At 68.4% G+C, this 21,387-nt stretch carries 22 protein-coding genes and 1 other RNA gene; 18 read left to right on the top strand and 5 right to left on the bottom strand.

The window, feature by feature from the left end:
• Window positions 1-451, top strand: a 451-nt coding sequence (locus LI92_RS12800) for an AMP-binding enzyme (protein WP_046319400.1), incomplete at its 5' end; no start/stop codon positions are given.
• A gap of 2 nt (window positions 452-453) precedes the next feature.
• On the opposite strand, the gene LI92_RS12795 is transcribed toward LI92_RS12800, so the two are convergent.
• From LI92_RS12795 to LI92_RS12780, 4 genes are read right to left on the bottom strand one after another with little or no spacing between them, the layout of a single operon-like run.
• Complete coding sequence (locus LI92_RS12795; RefSeq protein ID WP_046319399.1) at window positions 454-1,317, bottom strand: LLM class F420-dependent oxidoreductase; 864 nt, start codon at window positions 1,315-1,317, stop codon at window positions 454-456.
• 31 nt (window positions 1,318-1,348) lie between these two features.
• Window positions 1,349-2,185, bottom strand: coding sequence for an SURF1 family cytochrome oxidase biogenesis protein (locus tag LI92_RS12790; protein ID WP_046319398.1), 837 nt, complete (start codon window positions 2,183-2,185; stop codon window positions 1,349-1,351).
• Window positions 2,185-2,679, bottom strand: a complete 495-nt coding sequence (locus tag LI92_RS12785) for a low molecular weight protein-tyrosine-phosphatase (protein ID WP_046319397.1) — start codon at window positions 2,677-2,679, stop codon at window positions 2,185-2,187. Before LI92_RS12785 ends, LI92_RS12790 begins: the two co-directional genes overlap by 1 nt.
• Window positions 2,672-3,340 carry an HAD-IA family hydrolase gene (locus LI92_RS12780; protein ID WP_046319395.1) on the bottom strand — a complete coding sequence of 223 codons (669 nt, stop codon included), beginning with the start codon at window positions 3,338-3,340 and terminating at the stop codon, window positions 2,672-2,674. Before LI92_RS12780 ends, LI92_RS12785 begins: the two co-directional genes overlap by 8 nt.
• Window positions 3,341-3,404: 64 nt before the next feature.
• On the opposite strand from LI92_RS12780, the gene LI92_RS12775 reads away from it, so the two are divergent.
• The 5 genes from LI92_RS12775 to LI92_RS12755 all read left to right on the top strand — a co-directional run bounded on the left by LI92_RS12775 (window position 3,405) and on the right by LI92_RS12755 (window position 8,418).
• Entirely contained in the window at window positions 3,405-4,538 is a 1,134-nt protein-coding gene (locus LI92_RS12775; protein ID WP_046319394.1) for a Nif3-like dinuclear metal center hexameric protein, read from the top strand.
• A complete protein-coding gene (locus tag LI92_RS12770) occupies window positions 4,535-5,269 on the top strand; it encodes a zinc ribbon domain-containing protein (RefSeq protein ID WP_046319393.1) in 735 nt (244 codons plus the stop codon). Before LI92_RS12775 ends, LI92_RS12770 begins: the two co-directional genes overlap by 4 nt.
• Window positions 5,270-5,280: 11 nt before the next feature.
• The gene (locus tag LI92_RS12765; protein WP_046319391.1) at window positions 5,281-6,375 is read left to right on the top strand and encodes a bifunctional RNase H/acid phosphatase; all 1,095 of its coding nucleotides are present in this window, start codon (window positions 5,281-5,283) and stop codon (window positions 6,373-6,375) included.
• A gap of 234 nt (window positions 6,376-6,609) precedes the next feature.
• Window positions 6,610-7,725, top strand: coding sequence for a YeiH family protein (locus LI92_RS12760; RefSeq protein ID WP_046319390.1), 1,116 nt, complete (start codon window positions 6,610-6,612; stop codon window positions 7,723-7,725).
• Between the two features lie 57 nt (window positions 7,726-7,782).
• Window positions 7,783-8,418, top strand: a complete 636-nt coding sequence (locus tag LI92_RS12755) for a class I SAM-dependent methyltransferase (protein ID WP_046319388.1) — start codon at window positions 7,783-7,785, stop codon at window positions 8,416-8,418.
• Window positions 8,419-8,421: 3 nt separating this feature from the next.
• Here the strand turns inward: LI92_RS12755 and LI92_RS12750 are convergent, their stop codons facing one another.
• Window positions 8,422-9,138, bottom strand: coding sequence for a 2OG-Fe(II) oxygenase (locus tag LI92_RS12750; RefSeq protein WP_046319387.1), 717 nt, complete (start codon window positions 9,136-9,138; stop codon window positions 8,422-8,424).
• A gap of 359 nt (window positions 9,139-9,497) precedes the next feature.
• Here LI92_RS12750 and LI92_RS12740 point away from each other — a divergent pair, with 359 nt between their 5' ends.
• The 12 genes from LI92_RS12740 (at window position 9,498) to rnpB (ending at window position 20,474) form a co-directional block, all read left to right on the top strand.
• Window positions 9,498-10,262: an MlaE family ABC transporter permease gene (locus LI92_RS12740; RefSeq protein WP_046319383.1), complete on the top strand. Its 765-nt coding sequence runs from the start codon at window positions 9,498-9,500 to the stop codon at window positions 10,260-10,262.
• Entirely contained in the window at window positions 10,259-11,092 is an 834-nt protein-coding gene (locus LI92_RS12735; RefSeq protein WP_046319380.1) for an ABC transporter permease, read from the top strand. Before LI92_RS12740 ends, LI92_RS12735 begins: the two co-directional genes overlap by 4 nt.
• Before the next feature lie 4 nt (window positions 11,093-11,096).
• The gene (locus LI92_RS12730) at window positions 11,097-12,374 is read left to right on the top strand and encodes an MCE family protein (protein WP_082109696.1); all 1,278 of its coding nucleotides are present in this window, start codon (window positions 11,097-11,099) and stop codon (window positions 12,372-12,374) included.
• Complete coding sequence (locus tag LI92_RS12725; RefSeq protein WP_046319378.1) at window positions 12,371-13,399, top strand: MCE family protein; 1,029 nt, start codon at window positions 12,371-12,373, stop codon at window positions 13,397-13,399. Before LI92_RS12730 ends, LI92_RS12725 begins: the two co-directional genes overlap by 4 nt.
• Complete coding sequence (locus tag LI92_RS12720) at window positions 13,396-14,658, top strand: MCE family protein (protein WP_052740783.1); 1,263 nt, start codon at window positions 13,396-13,398, stop codon at window positions 14,656-14,658. Before LI92_RS12725 ends, LI92_RS12720 begins: the two co-directional genes overlap by 4 nt.
• A 1-nt stretch (window position 14,659) precedes the next feature.
• Window positions 14,660-15,952 (top strand): MCE family protein, encoded by a 1,293-nt coding sequence (locus LI92_RS12715; protein ID WP_286135071.1) that lies wholly within the window; start codon window positions 14,660-14,662, stop codon window positions 15,950-15,952.
• On the top strand, window positions 15,949-17,061 hold the full coding sequence (locus LI92_RS12710) for a virulence factor Mce family protein (protein WP_046319376.1): 1,113 nt from the start codon (window positions 15,949-15,951) through the stop codon (window positions 17,059-17,061). The genes LI92_RS12715 and LI92_RS12710 overlap by 4 nt, the downstream gene beginning before the upstream one ends.
• 1 nt (window position 17,062) lies before the next feature.
• Window positions 17,063-18,499, top strand: coding sequence for an MCE family protein (locus LI92_RS12705; protein WP_046319375.1), 1,437 nt, complete (start codon window positions 17,063-17,065; stop codon window positions 18,497-18,499).
• Window positions 18,466-18,972: an Rv1363c family protein gene (locus LI92_RS12700; RefSeq protein WP_046319373.1), complete on the top strand. Its 507-nt coding sequence runs from the start codon at window positions 18,466-18,468 to the stop codon at window positions 18,970-18,972. The genes LI92_RS12705 and LI92_RS12700 overlap by 34 nt, the downstream gene beginning before the upstream one ends.
• Window positions 18,973-18,985: 13 nt before the next feature.
• On the top strand, window positions 18,986-19,555 hold the full coding sequence (locus LI92_RS12695) for an Rv1363c family protein (RefSeq protein ID WP_152665454.1): 570 nt from the start codon (window positions 18,986-18,988) through the stop codon (window positions 19,553-19,555).
• 34 nt (window positions 19,556-19,589) lie between these two features.
• A complete protein-coding gene (locus LI92_RS12690) occupies window positions 19,590-20,069 on the top strand; it encodes a CAP domain-containing protein (RefSeq protein ID WP_046319404.1) in 480 nt (159 codons plus the stop codon).
• An 18-nt stretch (window positions 20,070-20,087) separates the two neighbouring features.
• An RNA gene (rnpB, locus tag LI92_RS21845) (RNase P RNA component class A) lies at window positions 20,088-20,474 on the top strand.
• Window positions 20,475-21,387: the final 913 nt, after the last annotated feature.

Genomic DNA, 21,387 nt, shown 5'->3' with positions numbered 1-21,387 from the left:
CCCCGAGGCCACCGCCGAGACGTTCAAGGACGGCTGGATGCACACCGGTGACCTGGCCCGCGAAGACGAAGACGGCTTCTATTTCATCGTGGACCGCACCAAGGACATGATCGTCACCGGAGGTTTCAACGTCTTCCCCCGCGAGGTCGAGGACGTCATCGCCGAGCACCCGTCGGTGGCTCAGGTGTGCGTGATCGGCACCCCCGACGAAAAGTGGGGCGAGGCGGTGACCGCCGTGGTGGTGCTGCGCCCGGGCGCCGACAGCGATGCCGAGGCGATCGCCACGATGACCGCCGAGATCCAGGCCGCGGTCAAGGAACGCAAGGGTTCGGTGCAGGCGCCCAAGCAGGTGATCGTCGCCGAATCGGTGCCGGTGACCGCGCTGGGCAAGCCGGACAAGAAGGCGGTGCGCGCCCAGTTCTGGTCCGGCGCCGAGCGTTCCGTCGGCTGAGATCAGACCAGCGCTGCGGCCAGCTGCCGCCACTGCTCCCGCGGGAACGCCCGCGGGTCGGCGTCGAGCAGCTGGACGCAGACGTGGTCGGCTCCGGCGGCCCGGTGTTCGGCGATCCGATCGGTCACCGCGTCCACGGTGCCCCAGGCGATGATCGCGTCGAACAGCCGATCGCTGACTGAGGCGATGTCGTCTTCGGTGAATCCCGACCGCAGCAGGTTGTTGGCGTAGTTGGGCAGCGCCAGATACGAGCTCAGCCACCCGACGCCGATCTCGCGGGCCTGTTCGCGGCTGTCGCACAGGATGGCGGTCTGCTCGGGCGCCAGCAGTGGGCCCGCGCCGAGCTGCTCGCGGGCGAACCGGGTGTGCTCGGGGGTGGTCAGGTAGGGGTGGGCGCCGCGACTGCGGGTGGCGGCCACCTCCAGCATCTTCGGTCCCAGCGCGGCAAGGACACGGGCATCGGCCGGGACGGGTGTCTCGGCGGCGTCGAGACCGTCGAGGAACGTGGTCATCGCCCCCAACGGCCGCTTGTAACGCCCCGGGTCGCGGGAATCGATCAGCGGGGCATGGCTGACGCCGATACCGAGCAGGAACCGGTCACCGTGCTCGGCGGTGAGCGCGGCGTAGGACGCCGCCACGTCGGCCGGGGAGTGCATCCACAGGTTCAGGATGCCGGTGGCGATGACGGCACGGCTGGTGGCCGTGAGCAGGTTGGCCACCGAGTCGAACACCGGACCGCCGACGTCGGGGATCCACAGCACACCGAAACCCAGTTCTTCCAGTTCGGCAGCCGCTTCGGCGGCCTCGCCCTGATCGCCGTAGCGCAGCGGCGCACTCCAGATTCCGATATCCGAGATGTTGACCATCGCCCCAGGATGGCACAACCCGCCCGGCGGCCTACCGGCGCCGGCCGTACCGGTCGGCGAGTTTCTGTTCGACGGTCATCGGTGGTGCCGGCTCGTCGGCGCCGTCGTTCCCGGAAGGCTCGGACCGCTCGGCGCGGCGTGCCCGGATCTCGGCGAACGCGAAGTAGCCCAGTCCCAGTGGAGCGAGGATGCCGAACGCGATCCACTGGATGCCGTAGGACAGGAACGGCCCGGCGTCCCGGCGGGGCAGGGCGATCACTCCCAAACCGCCGGGCTGGCCGTCCACCAGCTGCAGGTAGGAACCGGTCAGCGGAACACCGGTCACCTTTGACACCTGCTCGGTGTTGATCGAGTACACCTGACGAAAGCCGTTCTCGGTGAACGGGTTCTTGCCCGGAATGGCCGCCTGCGAATCACGCAGCCGCGCGGTGATGGTGACCTCGCCGTCTGGCGGCGGCGCGATCTCCGGCAGCCGCGCACCACCGTCGTCGGTTCGCACGTAGCCGCGGTTCACCAGCACCGTCGGCCCGTCCTTGACCGCGAACGGCGTCAGCACCTCCACCGCCGGCACCCCGTCGATCGACCGCAACCGCACCAGCACCTGGGCTTTGGGCTGATAGCGTCCGGTGGCGGTCACCGGACGCCACTGCTCGTCCGGCGCCGACGAATCCTGCTGCGGCAGCAGGGTTGTCACCGGTACCGGCTCGGCGGTCAGTGCGCGTTCGAGTTGGCTGTTGGCGCGCGACGTCGTGGTGTTCTTGCCCAGTTGCCACGGCGCCAGCACGGTGAAGCACAGGTAGGCAAAGCCCAGCACCACCGCCGCCAGGGCCAGCCAGCTCGGGCGCAGCAGGAAGGCCAGCCGGCGCATCAGCCGCTTTCGCCCAACGCCAGCTGCCCGTCGACCCAGTCGTGCAGGCCCGGCAGCGACGCCTCGATGACGGTGAACGCCCGCACGAAGTCGTCATGGTCGCCGTAGTAGGGGTCGTCGACGTCCGGCACGGCCGCCCCCGAACGCGGGTCGAAGGACCGCAGCATCCGGATGCGCTCGGCGGGAATGCCCAGGCCCTTCAGCAGCCCGACGTGGTTGCGTCCCAGCGCCACCACCAGGTCCGCGGCCTCGTGCTCGGGCCCGACCTGGGCGGCGCAATGCTCCACCGGATAGCCGTTGTCGCGCAACACCCGGTTGGTGCGCTCGTCGGCGCCCTTGCCGACGTGCCAGCCCGCGGTTCCGGCGCTGCTCACCCGTACCGCGTGGGCCAGTCCGCGCTGCGCCAGCTGGTGGGCGAACATCTTCTCGGCCATCGGCGAACGGCAGATGTTGCCGGTGCACACGAACGTGACATGCAGCAGCGGCTCAGACACCGAGCACCTCCCGCAGTTCGGCGACGGTCTGCACCCGGGTAACCGGTCTCTGACCGTCGGCGTCGGTGTCGTTGTAGTCCGACCGGCCGTAGCCCCAGCCGACCAGCACCGTGTCGATGCCGTGCACGGCGGCCCCGTCGACATCGTGGCGCCGGTCGCCCACCATCAGCACCCGCTGCGGCAGCGGCGCCAACTGCGCCAGGGCGTGCGCCACCACGTCGGCCTTCGCGGCCCGCAACCCGTCCACGCTGGCGCCGGCAATCACGTCGAAGTAGCCGTCGAGCCCGAAATGTTCCAGGATCCTGCGCGCGGTCGGCTCCACCTTGGAGGTGGCCACCGCCAGCCGTACCCCGGCGTCGCGCAGGTCGCTCAGCAACTCGGCAACACCGTCGAACAGCGTGTTCATCTGCCACCCGCGACTGGTGTAGTCGGCGCGGTAGGCAGCGACCGCCGCCTCGGTCTGCTCGCCGAGCCCCATGGCGGCCAGCGTGTGATGCATGGGCGGGCCGACCAACCGCGCGGCCAGGTCGCCCTCGGGCTGCGGCGCCCCGATCCGGTCCAGGGCGTGCCGGAAGCTGGCGACGATTCCGGCAGCGGAGTCGGTCAAGGTGCCGTCGAGGTCGAAGATCACCAGTTCGGCGGTGGCGGTGGTCGTGCGCATCACGACCCCATTGTCCCCGACGTGCGCGGAGGCCTCGCCGGGTGGCGCACTACTGTCTTGCAGTGTGACCGCCCGGCTGGCTGACGTGATCGATGTCCTGGATGCGGCCTACCCGCCCGGGCTGGCCCACTCCTGGGACTCGGTCGGCCTGGTCTGCGGTGATCCCGACGCCGCGGTGACCTCGGTGACGGTCGCGGTGGACGCCACCGCGGCGGTGGTCGAGCAGCTGCCCGACGGGGCCCTGCTGCTGGCCCATCATCCGCTGCTGCTGCGCGGGGTGGACACCGTGGCCGCCAGCACCCCCAAGGGCGCGCTCATTCACCGGTTGATCAGCCGGGGTTGCGCCCTGTTCACCGCCCACACCAATGCCGACGCGGCGTCGCCGGGCGTCTCCGACGCATTGGCCGCAGCGCTCGGGCTCACGGTGGAGTCCGTGCTGGAACCTGCCGCCGCCCGCGCCGAGACCGACAAATGGGTGATCTACACCCCGGCCGAGCACGCCGAGGCGGTGCGGGCCGCGGTGTTCGCCGCCGGGGCCGGTCGTATCGGGGACTACACCCAGTGCAGCTGGAGCGTCGGCGGCACCGGTCAGTTTCTGCCCGGCGACGGTGCGACGCCGGTGATCGGGAAGGTCGGCGCGGTGGAGCACGTCGCGGAGGACCGCGTCGAGGTGGTGGCGCCGGCACGGGCGCGGGGCGCGATCCACGCCGCGCTGCGCGCCGCTCATCCCTACGAGGAGCCGGCGTTCGACATCTTCGCGGTGCAGCCGCTGCCGGCCGGGGTGGGAATCGGACGCGTCTGCAGCCTGGCCGCCCCGGAGCCGCTGCGCGACTTCGTGGCGCGCGCCGCCGCGGGCCTGCCGGCCACGACGTGGGGGATCCGGGCCTGCGGCGACCCGGATCTGCAGGTCTCGAAGGTCGCGGTCTGCGGGGGAGCGGGAGATTCCCTGCTCGACGCCGCGGCGGCCGCCGACGCTCAGGTCTACCTCACCGCGGACCTGCGGCACCATCCGGCTGACGAGCATTCCCGCCGGTCGGCGATGGCGCTGGTCGACGTGGCCCACTGGGCCAGTGAATACCCGTGGTGCGCGCAGGCCGCCGACATACTCCGCTCGCATTTCGGTGCGACGCTGCCGGTGCGTGTCAGCACGCTGCGCACCGACCCCTGGAATCTCGCGTTCGAAGGAGACCGGTCATGAAGGCCGCCGTAGCACAACAACGTTCGCTGCTGGAACTCTTGGAGCTCGATGCCGAGCTGGCCAGGATCTCCCACCGTGCCCAGAACCTGCCCGAGCAGGCCGACCGGGACCGCATCCAGACCGAGCACACCGCGTCGGCTGACCGGCTGGCTGCGCTGGAACTGGCCTTGGAGGATCTGGACGCCCAAGCCGGCCGTTTCGAGTCGGAGATCGACGCGGTGCGCCAGCGCGAGGACCGCGACCGTGCCCTGCTGGACTCGGGGCAGACCAACGCCAAGCAGGTCGTGGATCTGCAGCACGAGCTGGAGACGCTGCACAAGCGTCAATCCAGCTTGGAGGACTCGCTGTTGGAGCTGCTGGAGCAGCGGGAGCAGCTGCAGGGTCAGGCCACCGCCGAAGCGACGGTGCTCGAGGGCCTGGCCGCCGATCTGGCCGGGGTGCAGGAGGCGGTGGCCGCCGCCCTGGCCGAGATCGAGGCCACCCGTGAGCAGCGAGCGGCCAGGCGCGCGGAGTTGGCGGCCACCATCGATGACGAACTGCTGGCGCTCTATGAGCGCCAGCGCATCTCCGCCGGGGTGGGTGCCGGACCGCTGCGCGGCGGCCAGTGCGGCGCCTGCCGGATCGAGATCGACCGCGGCGAGCTGGCGCGGATCTCCGCGGCTGCTCCCGAAGAGGTGCTGCGCTGCCCGGAATGCAGCGCGATCCTGTTGCGGGTCAAGGACTTCGGGTAAGCCCACCGCAGATGAAGGTGATCGTTGAAGCCGACGGCGGGTCGCGTGGCAACCCGGGGCCGGCCGGATATGGCGCGGTGGTGTGGTCGGCCGACCGCGGCGAGGTGCTCGCCGAGGCCAAAGAGGCCATCGGGGTGGCCACCAACAATGTCGCCGAGTACCGCGGCCTGGTGGCCGGCCTGACCCAGGCGGCCGGGCTGGGAGCCGCCGAGGTGGCGGTCTTCATGGACTCCAAGCTGGTGGTCGAGCAGATGGCGGGCCGCTGGAAGGTCAAGCATCCGGACCTGATCCCGTTGCACCGCAAGGCCCGTGAGCTGGCGGCGACCTTCGACCACGTTCGCTATTCGTGGATACCGCGGGACAAGAACTCCTACGCCGACCGGCTGGCCAACGAGGCCATGGACGCCGCCCAGAAGGGTGTCGTGATCGAGGCGCCCGCACCCAAGCCGCCGGCCGCGACTGCGCCCGCGGCTCCCGGCTGGACCGGTGCGACCGGCACCGCGACACGGCTGCTGCTGCTGCGCCACGGGCAGACCGAGCTGTCGGTGCACCGGCGCTACTCCGGGCGCGGCAATCCGCCGCTGACCGAGACCGGACGGCGCCAGGCCGGGGAAGCGGCGCGCTACCTGGCGGGCCGCGGCGGTATCTCGGCGGTCATCAGCTCGCCCCTGCAGCGCTGTCGTGAGACGGCCGAGGCGGCAGCCAGACTGCTGCGTCTGGATGTGGCCGTCGACGAAGACCTGACCGAAACCGACTTCGGTGCCTGGGAGGGCCTGACTTTCGCCGAGGCCGCCGCGCGCGATCCCGAGTTGCACCGGCGCTGGCTCAACGACACCTCCACCGAGCCCCCCGGCGGGGAGAGCTTCGACGCCGTGCAGCAGCGGGTGCTGGCCGCGCGTGACCGGATCATCGCCGAACACGGTGGCACCACCGTGCTGGTGGTGTCGCACGTGACGCCGATCAAGACCGTGCTGCGTCTGGCGCTGGACGCCGGACCGGGCATCTTGTACCGGCTGCACCTGGACCTGGCCTCGCTGAGCATCGCCGAGTTCTACGGCGACGGCCCCTCCTCGGTGCGTCTGGTCAATCAGACGGTCTACCCGTAGCCATTCGCCGGGCAACGAGCGCCGCGCCGCCCGGGCTTCGCGGCCGGGGTGTTTGTGCCGACGGTGATTGCAACCCTGTCGTGGCCAGCCGGCAGTGTCATAGCGTTACGCCCGACCAGCGCATGGGAGGCCGCAGATGAAGAGGTTGGGTACCGACGGGTGGGCGAACCTGGTGGTGGGTGTGCTCGTCGTGCTGGCACTGGCCGATGTGCTTCCGAAGATTCCGTGGTGAGCATGACCACGACGCACCCGGATTCCGACCGGCCCGCCACGGGCGCTGTCTTCACCAGGCCGCTGGACTATCTGCCCGGCATCGGTCTGCTGCTCACCGTGGGCCTGTTGGGTAAATACGCCCAGCGTTGGTGGCTGGCGCTGGGACACCAGCTGCACGCGACGCTGCCCGACATCGAGTATGTGCTGTGGTCCATCGTCATCGGGCTGGTGATCCGGAATACCGTGGGACTGCACCGGATCTTTGTGCCCGGCGTGCTGACCTACGAGTTCTGGCTCAAGGTCGGCATCGTTGCCCTGGGCTCTCGCTTCGTGCTCGGCGACATCGCCAAACTGGGCGGCGTCAGCCTGGTTCAGATCCTGCTGGACATGACCATCGCCGGCGCGATAATCCTGGGCGCAGCGCGCATTTTCGGCCTGTCGGGAAAGCTCGGATCCCTGCTGGCCATCGGAACCTCGATCTGCGGGGTTTCGGCCATCATCGCCTCCAAAGGGGCCATCCGCGCCAAGAACTCCGAAGTCAGCTATGCGATCGCGGCCATCCTCGCGCTGGGAGCGGTGGCCCTGTTCGTGTTGCCGCCGCTGGGCCACCTGATCGGACTCACTGACCACGAATTCGGACTGTGGGCCGGGCTGTCGGTCGACAACACCGCCGAGACGACCGCCACCGGCTACCTGTTCTCCGAGGAGGCCGGCAAGATCGCGGTGCTGGTGAAATCCGTCCGCAACGCCCTGATCGGGTTCGTCGTCCTCGGTTTCGCCCTGTACTGGGCGGCCCGCGGACAGGCCGACCAGGTGGCGGACGGCTACCGGGCCAAGGCCGTGTTCATCTGGCGCCAGTTCCCGAAATTCGTTTTGGGGTTCCTGGTGGTGTCGGCCGTGGCGACGGCCGGTTGGCTGGACAAGGCGCAGCTGGCCAGCCTGGGCAACGTGTCGCGGTGGGCCTTCCTGCTCACTTTCGCCGGCGTCGGACTGTCCACGGACTTCCGGCAGATCGCCCGCGCGGGCTGGCGGCCGTTGCTGGTGGCCGTCATCGGCCTGGTGGCCGTGGCTACGGTGTCTTTAGGGCTGGTGTTGGTGACGTCCCGATGGCTGGGCTGGGGAGTGGCCGCCGCCTGAGGGCAGCGACGCCGGAGCGCGGCGTCGCCGCGCGGTACGCGAAAGGCAACACGACCGATGACAGACGAAGCGCCCGACCCGCGCGAGTTCTGGGACGAGTTCTACGGCGGCCACGACCAGGTGTGGAGCGGACGGGTCAACGCGCAACTCGCCGAGCGCGTCGCGGGCCTGCCGCCGGGCCGAGCGCTGGACCTCGGTTGCGGGGAGGGCGCCGACGCCATCTGGCTCGCCGCCCAGGGCTGGCAGGTGGTGGCGGTCGACATCTCGGAGAACGCGCTGCGTCGCGCCCGCGCAGCCGCACAGGCGCGGGAGGTCGTGGACCGCATCCGCTTCGAGCGCCACGACCTGTCCACCGGCTTCCCGCCGGGCGAATTCGACCTGGTCTCGGCGCCGTTCCTGCACTCGCCGGTGCCACTGGACCGGGTGTCGGTGCTGCGCAGGGCCGCCGAAGCCGTCGCGGCAGGCGGCACCCTGCTGATCGTCGACCATGCCGCCGCGCCGCCCTGGGCTGGTGAGCACGCCCGCGAGCACCACTTCCCGACCGCGCAGGAGGTGCTGGCCGGGCTGGACCCTCAAGCTGCGCAATGGGAGTTGCTGCGGTGCGGCACCGCCGAGCGCGAGGCCCTCGGACCCGACGGTCAGTCCGCGGTGCTCACCGACAACGTGATCGTGCTGCGCCGCATCGGGGGCTAGCGTTCACGCGGCGTCATGAAAGATCAGTCCCAGCGTGTAGCGCTCACCGGAACGGATCGGTGAAACGCCGTGGCGTACCGGTGCCCTCGACCAGCCGCGGGTAGAGCGCACCGGGCGCTCCCGGGTGGTGAACACATAGCCGTGGCCCTGCGGCAACTGCACGGCTGAGCCCCGCGACTGCGCGCGCGGACGCTGCTCGACCAGCAGAAACTCGCCGCCGGTGTAATCGGTGGCCGGGTCGCTGAGGTTGATCACCACCTGCAGCGGAAACACCAACTCGCCGTAGAGGTCCCGGTGCAGCGCATTCCAGTCGCCGGGGCCGTAGCGCAACATCAGCGCGGTCGGCTTGGTCTGGCCGGCCCGGTGACAGTGCCCCAGCCAGTCGTCGAAGTCGTCGGGCCACGGCGCCTCCCGGCCCAACCGATCGGCCCAGGCCCGGGCGATCGGCAACAAGCGCGGATACAGTGCCCGCTTGAGCGCATCCACGGGATCGGGCGCCGGTGCCGCAAAGTATCGGTACTGCCCGGACCCGTAGCGGTGACGCTGCATGTCGACGGTGGCCCGGAAGCGCTCGTCGTCGGCGTAGCAATCCCGCAGTCGCGCGGTCTCGGCGACGGTCAGCAGTTGCGGCAGCAGCGCACCGCCGTACTCGTCGAGTTCGGCGGCGACGGCATCCCAGTCGCCGGCGTCCACCCGCCGCTGCCAGCGCGTCGGGGCCATAGCGCGCTCCTTCCGATCGGGGGTCCCACCGAGTGTGCGCCACCGCACCGAGATGCGGCTGCGGCAACAGAGGAGTGTCGCGACTTCGGTCGGCCCGATTAAATCGCCGTGCGCCAAACATCCGGCCACTGGCAACCAGCAGGTTCGGCGAACACCGCGGTAGCGGGCCATTTTCTGGCGTTGACAGCTAATTCGTGCACTCCTACTGTTCGGCCAAATACAGGAGGGGCATGGCGATGCGCGGGAGATCAGCAGTGATATGCGCACCTGACGTGGCGGCATCGCAGCCGTCGCCGGCGGGCCGGCCCGGACGCGCGCGAACGGGCTGAGGCGTTGGCGTACCCCACAGGCAGGCGGTGATGAGCGGGTCCGCCTGGGCCAAACCCGCCGTCGCCGTCGGCGACTTCGTGGTGCTCGCGGGCGAAACCTTCGCAGCGATGTTCCGACCCCCGTGGGCGTGGCGTGAGCTGATCAACCAGATCTGGTTTGTGGCCCGGGTTTCGATCGTTCCGACGATCATGCTGTCCATTCCCTACACCGTGCTCATCGTCTTCACGCTCAACATCGTGCTGCTGGAGATCGGCGCCGCGGACCTGTCCGGTGCCGGCGCGGCGCTGGCGGCGGTCACCCAGGTCGGCCCGGTGGTCACCGCCATCGTCGTGTCGGGGGCGGGCGCCACCGCCATGTGCGCCGATCTGGGTGCCCGCACGATCCGCGAGGAGATCGACGCGATGAAGGTGATCGGCGTCAATCCCGTCGAGGCACTCGTCGTTCCCCGCGTGATCGCGGCGACGTTCGTGGCGGTGATGCTCTACTCGGTGGTCGCGGTGGTGGGCCTGACCGGAAGCTATGCCTTCGTGGTGTTCGTCCAGCACGTCACGCCGGGCGCCTTCGTTGCCGGGATGACGCTGTTGACCGGACTGCCGCAGGTGGTGGTTTCGCTGGCCAAGGCGCTGTTGTTCGGCCTGTCGGCCGGACTGATCGCCTGCTACAAGGGGCTGTCGGTGGGCGGTGGCCCGACCGCGGTGGGCAATGCGGTCAACGAGACCGTGGTGTTCGCGTTCATGGCGCTGTTTCTGATCAACATCCTGGCCACCGCCTTCGGCGTGAAGGTGGCGCCGTGACAGCCGCGCAGCGCACTGCGCCCGCCGTGGGGCTGGCCGACGCCGCCCGGCGTATCGGTGAACAGACCGCCTTCTACGGTCGTGCGCTGGCGGCTGTCGGGGACGCGGTCCGCCGCTATCCCGGCGAAGTGCTGCGGCTGATCGCGGTGATGGGAATGGGCTCCGGCGCTCTGGCCGTCATCGGCGGCACCGTGGTCATCGTCGGCTTCCTCACGCTGTCCACCGGGGCACTGATCGCCGTGCAGGGCTACAACACCTTGTCCAACGTCGGCATTGAGGCATTGACCGGCTTCCTGGGTGCCTTCCTCAATGTCCGGTTCATCGCCCCGGCCACCGCCGGGGTGGCGTTGGCGGCGACCATCGGTGCCGGTGCCACCGCGCAGATCGGATCGATGCGGATCAGCGAAGAGATCGACGCCCTTGAGGCGATGGGAATCCGGTCGATCACCTACCTGGCCGCCACCCGGATCGTGGCCGGCGTGCTGGTGGTGATACCGCTGTACACCGTCGCCGTCCTGATGGCGTTCTTGGCGACACGTTTCGGCACCACCGTGATCTACGGGCAGTCACGGGGTGTCTATGACCATTATTTCTCCACCTTCTTAGAACCCACCGATCTGCTGTGGTCGTTTCTGGCCGCGCTGTCGATGGCCACCGCGGTCATGGTGGTGCATACCTACTACGGGTTCACGGCGACCGGTGGCCCGGCGGGCGTCGGCGAGGCTGTCGGCCGCGCCGTGCGAACCTCGGTCACCGCGACGGTGTTTGTGCTGCTGACCATCACGCTGTCCGTCTACGGACAGTCCGGCAACTTCCATTTGTCGGGGTGAGTCGATGAGCGCAGGCACTCCCAACAGATCCCGCGCCGGCGGGATCGACCCGATTTGGTGGTCACCCGTGCTGGTGCTGGTGATCGCGGCCCTGTGCGCCATGACCGCCGTGCTGTTCTCCGGAACATTCCGGCGTTACGTCCCGCTGACGCTGGTGTCCGATCGAGCCGGCTTGGTCATGGAGGACGGCGCGAAGGTGAAACTGCGCGGCATCCAGATCGGCGAGGTGAAATCCATTGGCACTCAGCCGGCATCGGATAGCACCCGGCTGTCCACCCTGAGTCTCAAGATGTACCCGCGGCCGTTCGAATACCTGCCGAGCAATGTCGAAGCCGAGATCAAATCCAGCACCGCATTCGGGGCCAAGTACGTCGACCTGGTCATCCCCTCGGACGGCCCCAGCGGCCAGCGGCTCAAGCCGGGTGCGGTGCTGCGCTCACGCAACGTGACGGTCGAAGTCAACACCATGTTTGAGAACCTGCAGGCGGTGGTGCACGCCATCGACCCAGCCAAGCTCAACTCGGTGCTCTCGGCAGTGGCCGAATCGGTTCGGGGCCGCGGAGACGTCATGGGACGGGCGATCTCCGGCGCCAACACCATGCTGACAGCGGTGAATCCACGCATGACCACCGTGCAGCGCGACTGGCAACTGTTCGGCCAGACCGCCCAGGTGTATTCCACTGCGGCGCAGAACATTCTGAACATCCTGGACTCCGCCTCCACCACCAGCACGACCGTGACCGGCCAGGCCGGCGAACTCGACGCGCTGCTGCTCGCCGCGGTCGGCTTCTCCGCGACCGGGGTGGACACCATCGGGCCAAACCAGCCCGGACTGGTCCAAGCACTGAACCTGATGGCACCGACCACTGATCTGCTTGAGGAGTACTCGCCCACCTACACCTGCCTGTTCCAGGGGGCGCAATGGTTCCTGGAGAACGGCGGACGCGACGCCATGGGCGGCAACGGTAGATCAGTGATCATGGACGCCGCGATGCTCGCCGGCGACGACCCGTACCGCTACCCGGACAACCTGCCGTTGGTCAACGCCCGGGGCGGCCCGGGCGGGCGGCCCAGCTGTGGCTCGCTGCCCGATGTGAGCAAGAACTTCCCGGTGAAGTATTTGGTGACCGACACCGGATTCGGCACCGGACTGGATGTGCGGCCCAACCCGGGCATCGGATTCCCCGGCTTCGCCAACTACTTCCCGGTCACCAAGCCGGAGCCGGAACCGCCCAGAATCCGCTATTACGGGCCGCCTGCGCCCGGACCGGAGTCGCCATGAGAGGCAACATCGGCAAGACCCTCACCTGGGTCGTGCTGTTCACGGTGACCTGCCTGGTGTTCATCTTCATCCTGGTCACCGTGTTCGGCCAGTTCCGGTTCGATTCCCGGGTCGGCTATCGGGCCGAATTCACCAATGTGTCGGGCCTCAAGGGCGGCAACTTCGTTCGCATCGCCGGCGTGGAGATCGGCAAGGTCACCAAGATGGCGTTGCACCCCGACGGCACCGTCACGGTCGACTTCTCCATCGACCGCGGGCTGACCCTCACCGAGGGCACCCGCGCGGCGGTGCGCTACGAGAATCTCATCGGCGACCGCTACCTGTCGCTGGAGCAGGGTGCGGGGTCGGTCCGCACACTGCAACCCGGGCAGACCATCCCGCTGTCGCGGACCGCACCCGCACTCGACGTGGACGCCCTCATCGGCGGCTTCCGGCCGCTGTTTCGCGCCTTGGACCCCGATCAGGTGAATGTGCTCAGCGGCGAACTGCTCAAGGTGTTCCAAGGCCAGGGCGGCACCATCGCCTCGGTGTTGTCGCAGACGTCGGCATTGACCACGACACTGGCCGGGCGCGACGAGTTGATCGGCCAGGTGATCACCAACCTCAACACCGTGCTGGGGACCTTGCGCTCGCGTGATCGCGAGTTCGGTCACGGACTGGACTCACTGACGCAGATGGTCCACGGGCTCGCGGAGCGCCGAGACGACCTCACCACGGGGGTGGCCTACATCAACGCCGCGGCCGGCTCCATCGCCGATCTGCTGTCCGTGGCGCGTGAACCCATTCGCGATGTGGTGGTGCAGACCGATCGGGCCGCCGGCCAGGTGCTGGCCGACGGGGACTATGTCGATGATCTGGTCAAGACGCTGCCCGATGCCTACCAGGTTCTGGCACGCAACGGGCTCTACGGCGACTATTTCGGCTTCTACATGTGTGACCTGGTGATCAAGGTGAATGGCAAAGGCGGCCAACCGCTCTACTCCAAGATCATGAACCAGACGACCGGACGGTGCGCGCCGAAATGACGAGACCGAAACTGCCCAAGATCACCATCAAGCCGCTGGCCGAACGTAACCGGCCCGCGGTCGGCGTCGCCGGCATACTCTTCGTGGTCGCCCTGGTGGTCGCGGTCTTCAGCTACGACCGGCTGCCGTTCGTCAAGGGCACGTCCGACTACGCCGCCTACTTCACCGAGGCCGGCGGCATCAAGTCCAACAGCGACGTACGCGTGTCAGGACTCGACGTCGGCCGGGTGGTCGGTCTGCGGCTGGAGGGCGACCGAGTCCGGGTGACGTTCACCGTCCGCAGGGGAGTCGTGCTGGGGGAGCGGACCGAAGCCGCGATCAAGACCGAGACGGTGCTGGGCAACAAATTCCTGGAACTGACACCGCGCGGCGAAGGCCGGCTCACGGGTCCGATACCGGTGGAACGCACCACCTCCCCCTACGACCTGCCGGATGCCCTGGGAGATCTGACCGCGGTCATCAGCGGCCTGGACACCACGCAGCTGTCCTCGGCGCTGACCACGTTGGCGGAAACCTTCAAAGACACGCCACCGGACCTCAAAATGGCGCTGCAGGGCGTGGCCCGCTTTTCGGACACCCTCGACAAACGCGACGCCACCCTGCGTCAACTGCTGGCCGACGCCAACAAGGTCACCGGGGTGCTGGCGCAACGCAGTGAGCAGATCGCCGGCCTGGTCGCCAACAGCAACGCCCTACTGAGCGAACTGCTGTCACAACGCAATTCCGTCGACGCATTGATGACCAACCTGACCGCGGTGTCGCGCCAGGTGTCGGCGGTGGTCGACGACAACCGGCAGCAACTCAAACCCGCGATGGACAAACTCAACGGCGTCCTGGCGGTCCTCGACAACCGCCGAGCCGAATTGCAGCGCACCCTCTACCTGTTTCGCCGCTACGCCATGTCGTTCGGCGAGGTGCTGGGCTCAGGACCGTTCTTCAAAGCGTCCGTGGTGAACCTGATTCCAGGCCAGCTGGCCCAGCCGGCCATCGAAGCCGCCTTCTCCGACCTGGGCCTGGACCCCAACGTGCTGTTGCCCTCGCAGCTCAACGATCCGCCCGTCGGCCAACCGGGCACACCGGCGCTGCCGATGCCGTTTCCCCGCACCGGGCAGGGCGGCGAGCCCAATCTGACCCTGCCGGACGCCATCACCGGCAATCCCGGGGACCCGCGCTATCCCTACCGGGAGCCGCTGCCGGCGCCGCCACCGGGCGGGCCGCCCCCGGGCCCGCCGGCGCTCGGCCCGGACGGGGGGAGCTGACGTGCGCACCCGCTTCGTGGCCGGCGTGACTCTGCCGGCCCACCGCGTGCGACTGCTGCGGCTGGCCACCGCCGCTGTACTGGTGTCGAGTCTTGTCGTCGCACTGTTCCTGGTGGTCGGGCCGCCCCGCAAACACGTCTACACCGCCTACTTCGCCAACACCAACGGGCTCTACACCGGAGACGAAGTCCGCATCCTGGGGGTTGCCGTCGGCACCGTCGAGCGCATCGAACCGCTCCCGGACAACGCCAAGGTGACCTTCTCCGTCGACGCCCAGTACCAGGTGCCCGCGGATGTCCGCGCGGCGATCCTGTCGCCGTCATTGGTCAGCGCCAGGGCGATTCAGCTCGTCCCGGCCTACACCGGCGGTCCCGAACTGGCCGACGGTGCCAGCATCGGACCGGATCGCACGGCGGTCCCGGTGGAGTGGGACGACCTGCGTGAGCAGCTGGAAAAACTCACCGACTCCCTGCAGCCGTCCGACGCCGACGGCCGCAGTGCCGTCGGCGCCTTCGTCAACACCGCGGCGGCCAACCTTCGGGGGCAGGGCGACACCGCACGAGAGACGGTGATCAAACTGTCGCAGGCGATGTCTGCGCTCGGGGATCACAGCACCGACATCTTCAGCACGGTCCGCAACATGCAGCTGCTGGTCTCGGCGCTGACCTCCAGCAGCGACCTGCTGGCGGCGTTCAACGTCAACCTCGCCGATATCACCAGCCTGCTGAGCAATTCACCCCGCGAGTTCGCCGACGCCATGACGGGTCTCGACGGTGCGGTCAAAGACCTGCGCGACTTCATCGGTGAGAACCGGGAGGGTTTCGGCGTCACGGTCGACCACCTGACGGCGATCACCGGCGCCCTCGACGAAAGCCGCGGCGACCTCAAACAGGTTCTGCACATCGCGCCGTCGGTGTTTCAGAACTTCGTGAACATCTATCAACCGGCCCAGAGCGCGATCACCGGTGTGATGGCGCTTGGGAACTTCGCCAACACCGTCCAATTCATCTGCAGCGGAATCGAAGCCCTGGCACGGGCCAACTCGCTGCAGGCGTCGAAGCTGTGCGTGCAGTACCTGGCGCCGATCATCAAGAACCGCCAGTACAACTTTCTGCCGATCGGCGGAAACCCGTTCGTGGGTACCGCGGCCCGGCCCAACGAAATCACCTACAGCGAAGACCGGCTGCGGCCTGATGCCGCACAACGGCCGGCCGAGCCGCCCCGGCAACCGGTCGACCCCGAGTTGGGTCTGCCCGGCCTGCTGCTGCCCGCACCACCCGAGGCCACCCCGTGAAGCGGCTCGTGGTGATCGCGCTGGGCGTCGCCGTTGCGGCCAGCGGCTGCGATTGGCGGGGGCTGAACTCGCTGAGCCTGCCGGGCACCGCAGGCACCGACGGCACCTACACGATCTCGGCGGAGCTGCCTGATGTCGTGGTGATTCAGCAGAACTCGCGGGTGCGCGTCGCCGACGTCAACGTGGGCAACGTGACCAAGATCGAGGTCCAGGACTGGCACGCGCTGGTGACCATGCGCATCGACAACAGCGTGCACCTGCCGGCGAACAGCACCGCCAAGGTGGGGCAGACCAGCCTGCTGGGCTCCATGCATATCGAGTTGGCGCCACCGACCGATGAGCCGCCGCGCGGTGAACTGCACGACGGCGCAGTCATCCCACTGTCGAGGGCCGCCACCTATCCCACCACCGAGCAGACCCTGGCATCGGTCTCGCTGCTGCTCAACGGCGGCGGACTGGCTCAACTGCAGGAGATCAACCAAAGCTTCGCCCGCGCCCTGGCGGGGCGTGAGAACGACATGCGCAGCCTGCTTACGCAGTTGGACACCTTCATCGCGGCGCTCAACGACCAGACCGACGACATCATCTCGGCCACCGAGAAACTCAACGGCCTGGTCGACCAGTTCGCCCAGCAGAACCCGACCGTCGAGCGGGCACTGACGACGATCCCGCAGGCGTTGGAGGTGCTGGCCGAGAAACGTGCGAAGATCGCCGACGCCGCCGACGCACTGGGAAAATTCAGCGCCATCGCCGTCTCCACGGTCAACCAGAGCAAGGAGGCCCTGGTGGCCAACCTGCGCAACATCGCTCCGGTGCTGCGCTCGCTGGCCGACGCCGGTCCGGCGCTGACGCAGGGTCTGGACTTCCTGTCCACCTATCCCTGGGTCAAGAGCAACATCCCCAATTGGTTCCGCGGCGACTTCGCCAACATCAGTCTGGTCGTCGACCTGACGTTGAGCCGGATCGACAGCGGCCTGTTCACCGGCACCCGCTGGGAAGGCGACCTCACCGAGTTGGAAATGCAGTGGGGCAGAACCGTCGGTCAGATGCCCAGCCCCTACACCGCAGGCAACCCGCTGGTCGCCCCGTACCACTTCGGCGGGTACTGAGATGTTTCGGCTGTCTCGCACCGTGTGGACCCAGTTGGCGATCCTGGCGGCGGTCACCGTGATCGCCGGCTCGGTGATGGCGTTCGGCTTCGTCAAAGTTCCGGCGCTTTTCGGTATCGGTCGTTACACGGTGACCGTCGAGCTGCCGGCGTCCGGCGGGCTGTACCCCACGTCGGTGGTGACCTATCGCGGCACCGAGATCGGCCGGGTCAGCACCATCGACGTCGACGCCGACGGGGTACGTGCGGTACTGAAACTCAATTCCTCGGTCAAAGTTCCGGCGCAGGTGACGGCCGCGGTGCACAGTCGCTCCGCGATCGGTGAACAGTTCCTCGAACTCACCCCGACCGCCGGCGCCGCCGAGCACCGGATGCTGCGCGCCGGTGATGTGATCCCGGCGGACAAGGTGCGGATTCCGGCCGACATCGCCAACCTGCTCGACGCCACCAACCGTGCGCTGCTGGCGATCCCGCCCGACGATCTGCGCACCGTCATCGACGAGGCGGACAAAGCGGTGGGTGGTCTCGGTGCGGAACTGTCACGCATCGTCGCCGGCTCCACGTCGCTGGCCATCGACGGCGGCGAGGCCGCCCAGGCCTTCGCCCAGTTGATCGACCAGACCCCGCCGGTACTGGATTCCCAGGTGCGGACCGCAGATTCGATCGCGACGTGGGCTCAGCGGCTGGCCGCGATCACCGGCCAGCTCAGCGCCGAAGACCGAGCGTTCGCGGGCCTGATCGGTGTTGGCGCCCCAGCGCTGGATGAAGCCAACGCGCTGCTGCGGCGGGTGGCTCCGGCGCTGCCGGTGTTACTGGCCAACATGGTCAGCCTCGGTCAGATCGCGGTGACGTTCCACCAGGGCATCGAGCAGCTGCTGGTGCTGTTTCCGCAGGGAACTGCGGTGATGTCGGCGATCACCCTGGCCGACTCGGGCCTCGACACGCCCTATCGCGGCATCTACCTGGACTTCAACCTCAATATGAACTATCCGCCGCCCTGCAACACCGGATTCCTCCCGGCCCGCCAGCAGCGCGCACCGAGCTTGGAGGACTACCCGGACCGGCCCGCCGGCGAGCTGTACTGCCGGGTCCCGCAGGACTCGAACCTCAATGTGCGTGGCGCACGCAATATCCCGTGCGAGAACAATCCCGCCAAACGTGCGCCCACGGTCGAGATGTGCGAGAGCGACGAGTGGTATGTCCCGCTCAACGACGGCTACAACTGGAAGGGCGATCCCAACGCCACCTTGTCCGGTCAGAGCGTGCCGCAGGATCCGCCGCGTCCCGCTGCGCAGCAGCCGCCGGTCGCCTTCATTCCCTACGACCCGCAGACCGGCAGTTACATCGGCCCGGACGGCAAGCGGCAGACCCGAGCCGACCTGGCCCCTCAGCGGAAGGAGCAGACATGGCAGACCCTGCTGCTGCCCCCGGACGCGTAGGACTGCGCGTGATCGCAGCCGCAATCCTGTCCGTGGCGGCGCTTGCCGGTGCGGTCGGCTGGCTCGGCTACCGCGACCATCAGGTCCACCAGGCCCAGGATCAGCGCGAAAGCTACGTGCGGGTGGCGCGTCAAGCGGCGATCAACCTGACGACGATCAGCTACGCCCAAGCCGACGCCGATGTGCAGCGCATCATCGATGCGACGACGGGGGAGTTCCGCGACGACTTCGCTGCGCGATCGCGGCCCTTCCTCGACGTGGTCAGGCAGGCGCAGTCGGAGTCGGAAGGCACCGTCACCGAGGCCGGACTGGAATCGGTGGACGGTGACCGGGCTGAGGTGTTGCTGGCGGTCTCGGTGCGCACCACGATCGCCGGGACACTCCAACCGGAGCCGCGGCATTGGCGGATGCGAATCAGCCTGCAAGGCACCGACGAGGGCCCCAAAGTGTCCAACATCGGGTTCGTCCAGTGAGCGGGGGGCAGCCGTGACGGCAACGCCCACCAGCGATGCGCCCGAGAACGCAGCCGTTGAGGTCGCCGACAACACCGATTCACCGAGCCCGGCCCGGGGGCCGGGGTTGCGGCGTCTGCTGCTGGTCGCCCTGCTGCCCGCGCTGGCAACGGTTCTGACGTTGGCGGCCGGCTACTTCCGCTGGCAGGACGTCTCGGCGCGGGTGGCGCAGGAGGCGGCCGCACAGTCGGTCCAGACCGCGACCGAGGCCACCATCGCGATGCTGTCGTACCGCCCCGAGACCGTCGACAGTGCGTCGGCGGCCGCCGCCGACGGCATGACCGGTGCATTCCGCGAGGAGTACACCCAACTGATCAAGGAGGTCGTGGCGCCCGGCGCCAAACAGCAGCACATTTCGACCGTGGTCACGGTGCCCGCGGCGGCGTCGGTGACCGCCAGTGCACGGCACGCGGTGGTCCTGCTCTTCATCGATCAGGAGACCACGATCGGCAGCGGTCCGCCCACCATGAGCGCATCGAGCGTGCGGGTCACCCTGGACAAAGTCGGCGGCCGGTGGCTGGTCTCGCAGTTCGACCCGGTGTAGGCCGCAGATGGGAGATCACGTGCCGCGCGCAGCGATGCTGACCATGGCGATTGCCGGGGCGGCGGCGCTGCCCGTCCTGTCGGGCGGTGTAGCCGCCGCCGACAACTCGCGGCTCAACGACAGTGTCGTGACCAACGTCTACACCATTCACCATCAGGCGGGCTGCGCCGAGAAGGTGATGGTCGATCCCCGGCTGGTGCTGGCCGCCGAGTGGCACGCCAAAGACCTTCTCGGCCACCGGGACCTGGACGGCGACCTCGGTTCGGACGGATCCACCCCGCAGACCCGCGCGCAGGCCGCAGGCTTTCCGGGCGTGGTGACGCAGACCGTGGCGATCAACCCGGCGGTGGCCATCAGCGGCATCGAGATCCTCAACCGCTGGTACTACAACCCGGCGGATTTCGCGATCATGTCCGACTGCGCCAACACCGCGATCGGCGTGTGGTCGGAGAACAGCTTCGACCGATCCGTGGTGGTCGCCGTTTACGGTGCGGCATCACCGGGTCAGGCGTAGTACGGTGATCAGCGCGGACGAGTTGGCCGGGCGGCCGCGGCTCGCGTAAGCGGGTCGAGGAAAGTCCGGACTTCGAAGAGCAGGGTGATTGCTAACAGCAATCCGAGGTGACTCGCGGGACAGTGCCACAGAAAACAGACCGCCACCGACAGGTGGTAAGGGTGAAACGGTGCGGTAAGAGCGCACCAGCGTTCCGGGTGACCGGGACGGCTTGGTAAACCCCACCCGAAGCAAGGCCAAGAAGGCCGCATTCCGGTGCGGCTGCGCAGGTGTTTGAGGGCTGCTCGCCCGAGCCTGCGGGTGGGCCGCTTGAGGTACCCGGCGACGGTGTGCCCAGATGGATGGTCGCCGCCGCACCGCTTCGGCGGTGCGGGACAGAATCCGGCTTACAGGCCAACTCGTCCGCCTCGCACCTGACCTGCATGTTCACCGGGGGCTGGTCCTTCGGCAGTCCGCGACTGGTCCGCAGCGCTGCGACTCAGCGTCCGTCCAAGGGGATGGTCGGACCTGTGCTGGCGGCGGGGTGGCGCGCGGTGTCGGCCGACCGTCGATTTTCTCGCTCGGGCGCTGAACTTCAGCGGGGCGCCGTCGCGTCCGGGCGCCCACACCGCGACGAGCAGGGCGCCGATGGCAATGGTCACCGCGAGCACGGTCGCCGTGGTGGTCATTGCTTGGACGAAGGTCATTTTCGCGAGGAGTTGAAGTCGGTCTCCTGCCGATCCGAGTGTTTCCGCGATCGAGAGAGCTCGCGCCAGCGATTCGGCGGCTTGACTCTGAATGGCCTGGGGGAAGTCCGCGAGACTCGGTGTGATTACCCGCGCGTATTGGGCGGCCAGAACGGAGCCGGCGATGGCGATGCCGATGGCGGCACCCACCTCGCGGCCCGCGTCGTTGACCGCCGAGGCGACGCCCTGCTTCTCGTCAGGTACCGCGGCGGTGATCGCGGCGGTCTCGGGCGCAGTGCATACGCCCACTCCGCTGGACATTACGAGCATGGGCCATAACAGGTCCCAGTAGCTCGCGTCGACCTCGAGGTAGCGCATCCACAACAGGCCCGTCGACATCAGCACGAGCCCGGTGGTCAGTACCAGGCGTAGTCCGAAGCGGGGCAGGGTGCGATAGGTCAACAGCCCGGGGATCAACACGCAAAACGCCATGGGCGCCGTGGCGAGCGCCGTCTTGATGGCGCCGTAGCCCATGACGAGCTGAAAGTGCTGCATGGCGAGGAAGTGGCGAGTCCCCGATTTTGAGTCCACCCGGTTCTTGAGTCGGGTTGGTTTGATCCGTTCTCAGTTCGTGTTGCAGGCCACCGGGGTGT

It is taken from the genome of Mycobacterium sp. UM_Kg1, assembly GCF_000972925.1.
Lineage (GTDB): Bacteria > Actinomycetota > Actinomycetes > Mycobacteriales > Mycobacteriaceae > Mycobacterium > Mycobacterium hiberniae.
Note: the sequence above shows the minus strand (reverse complement) of the source record. Positions and strands in the feature narration are given on the sequence as shown.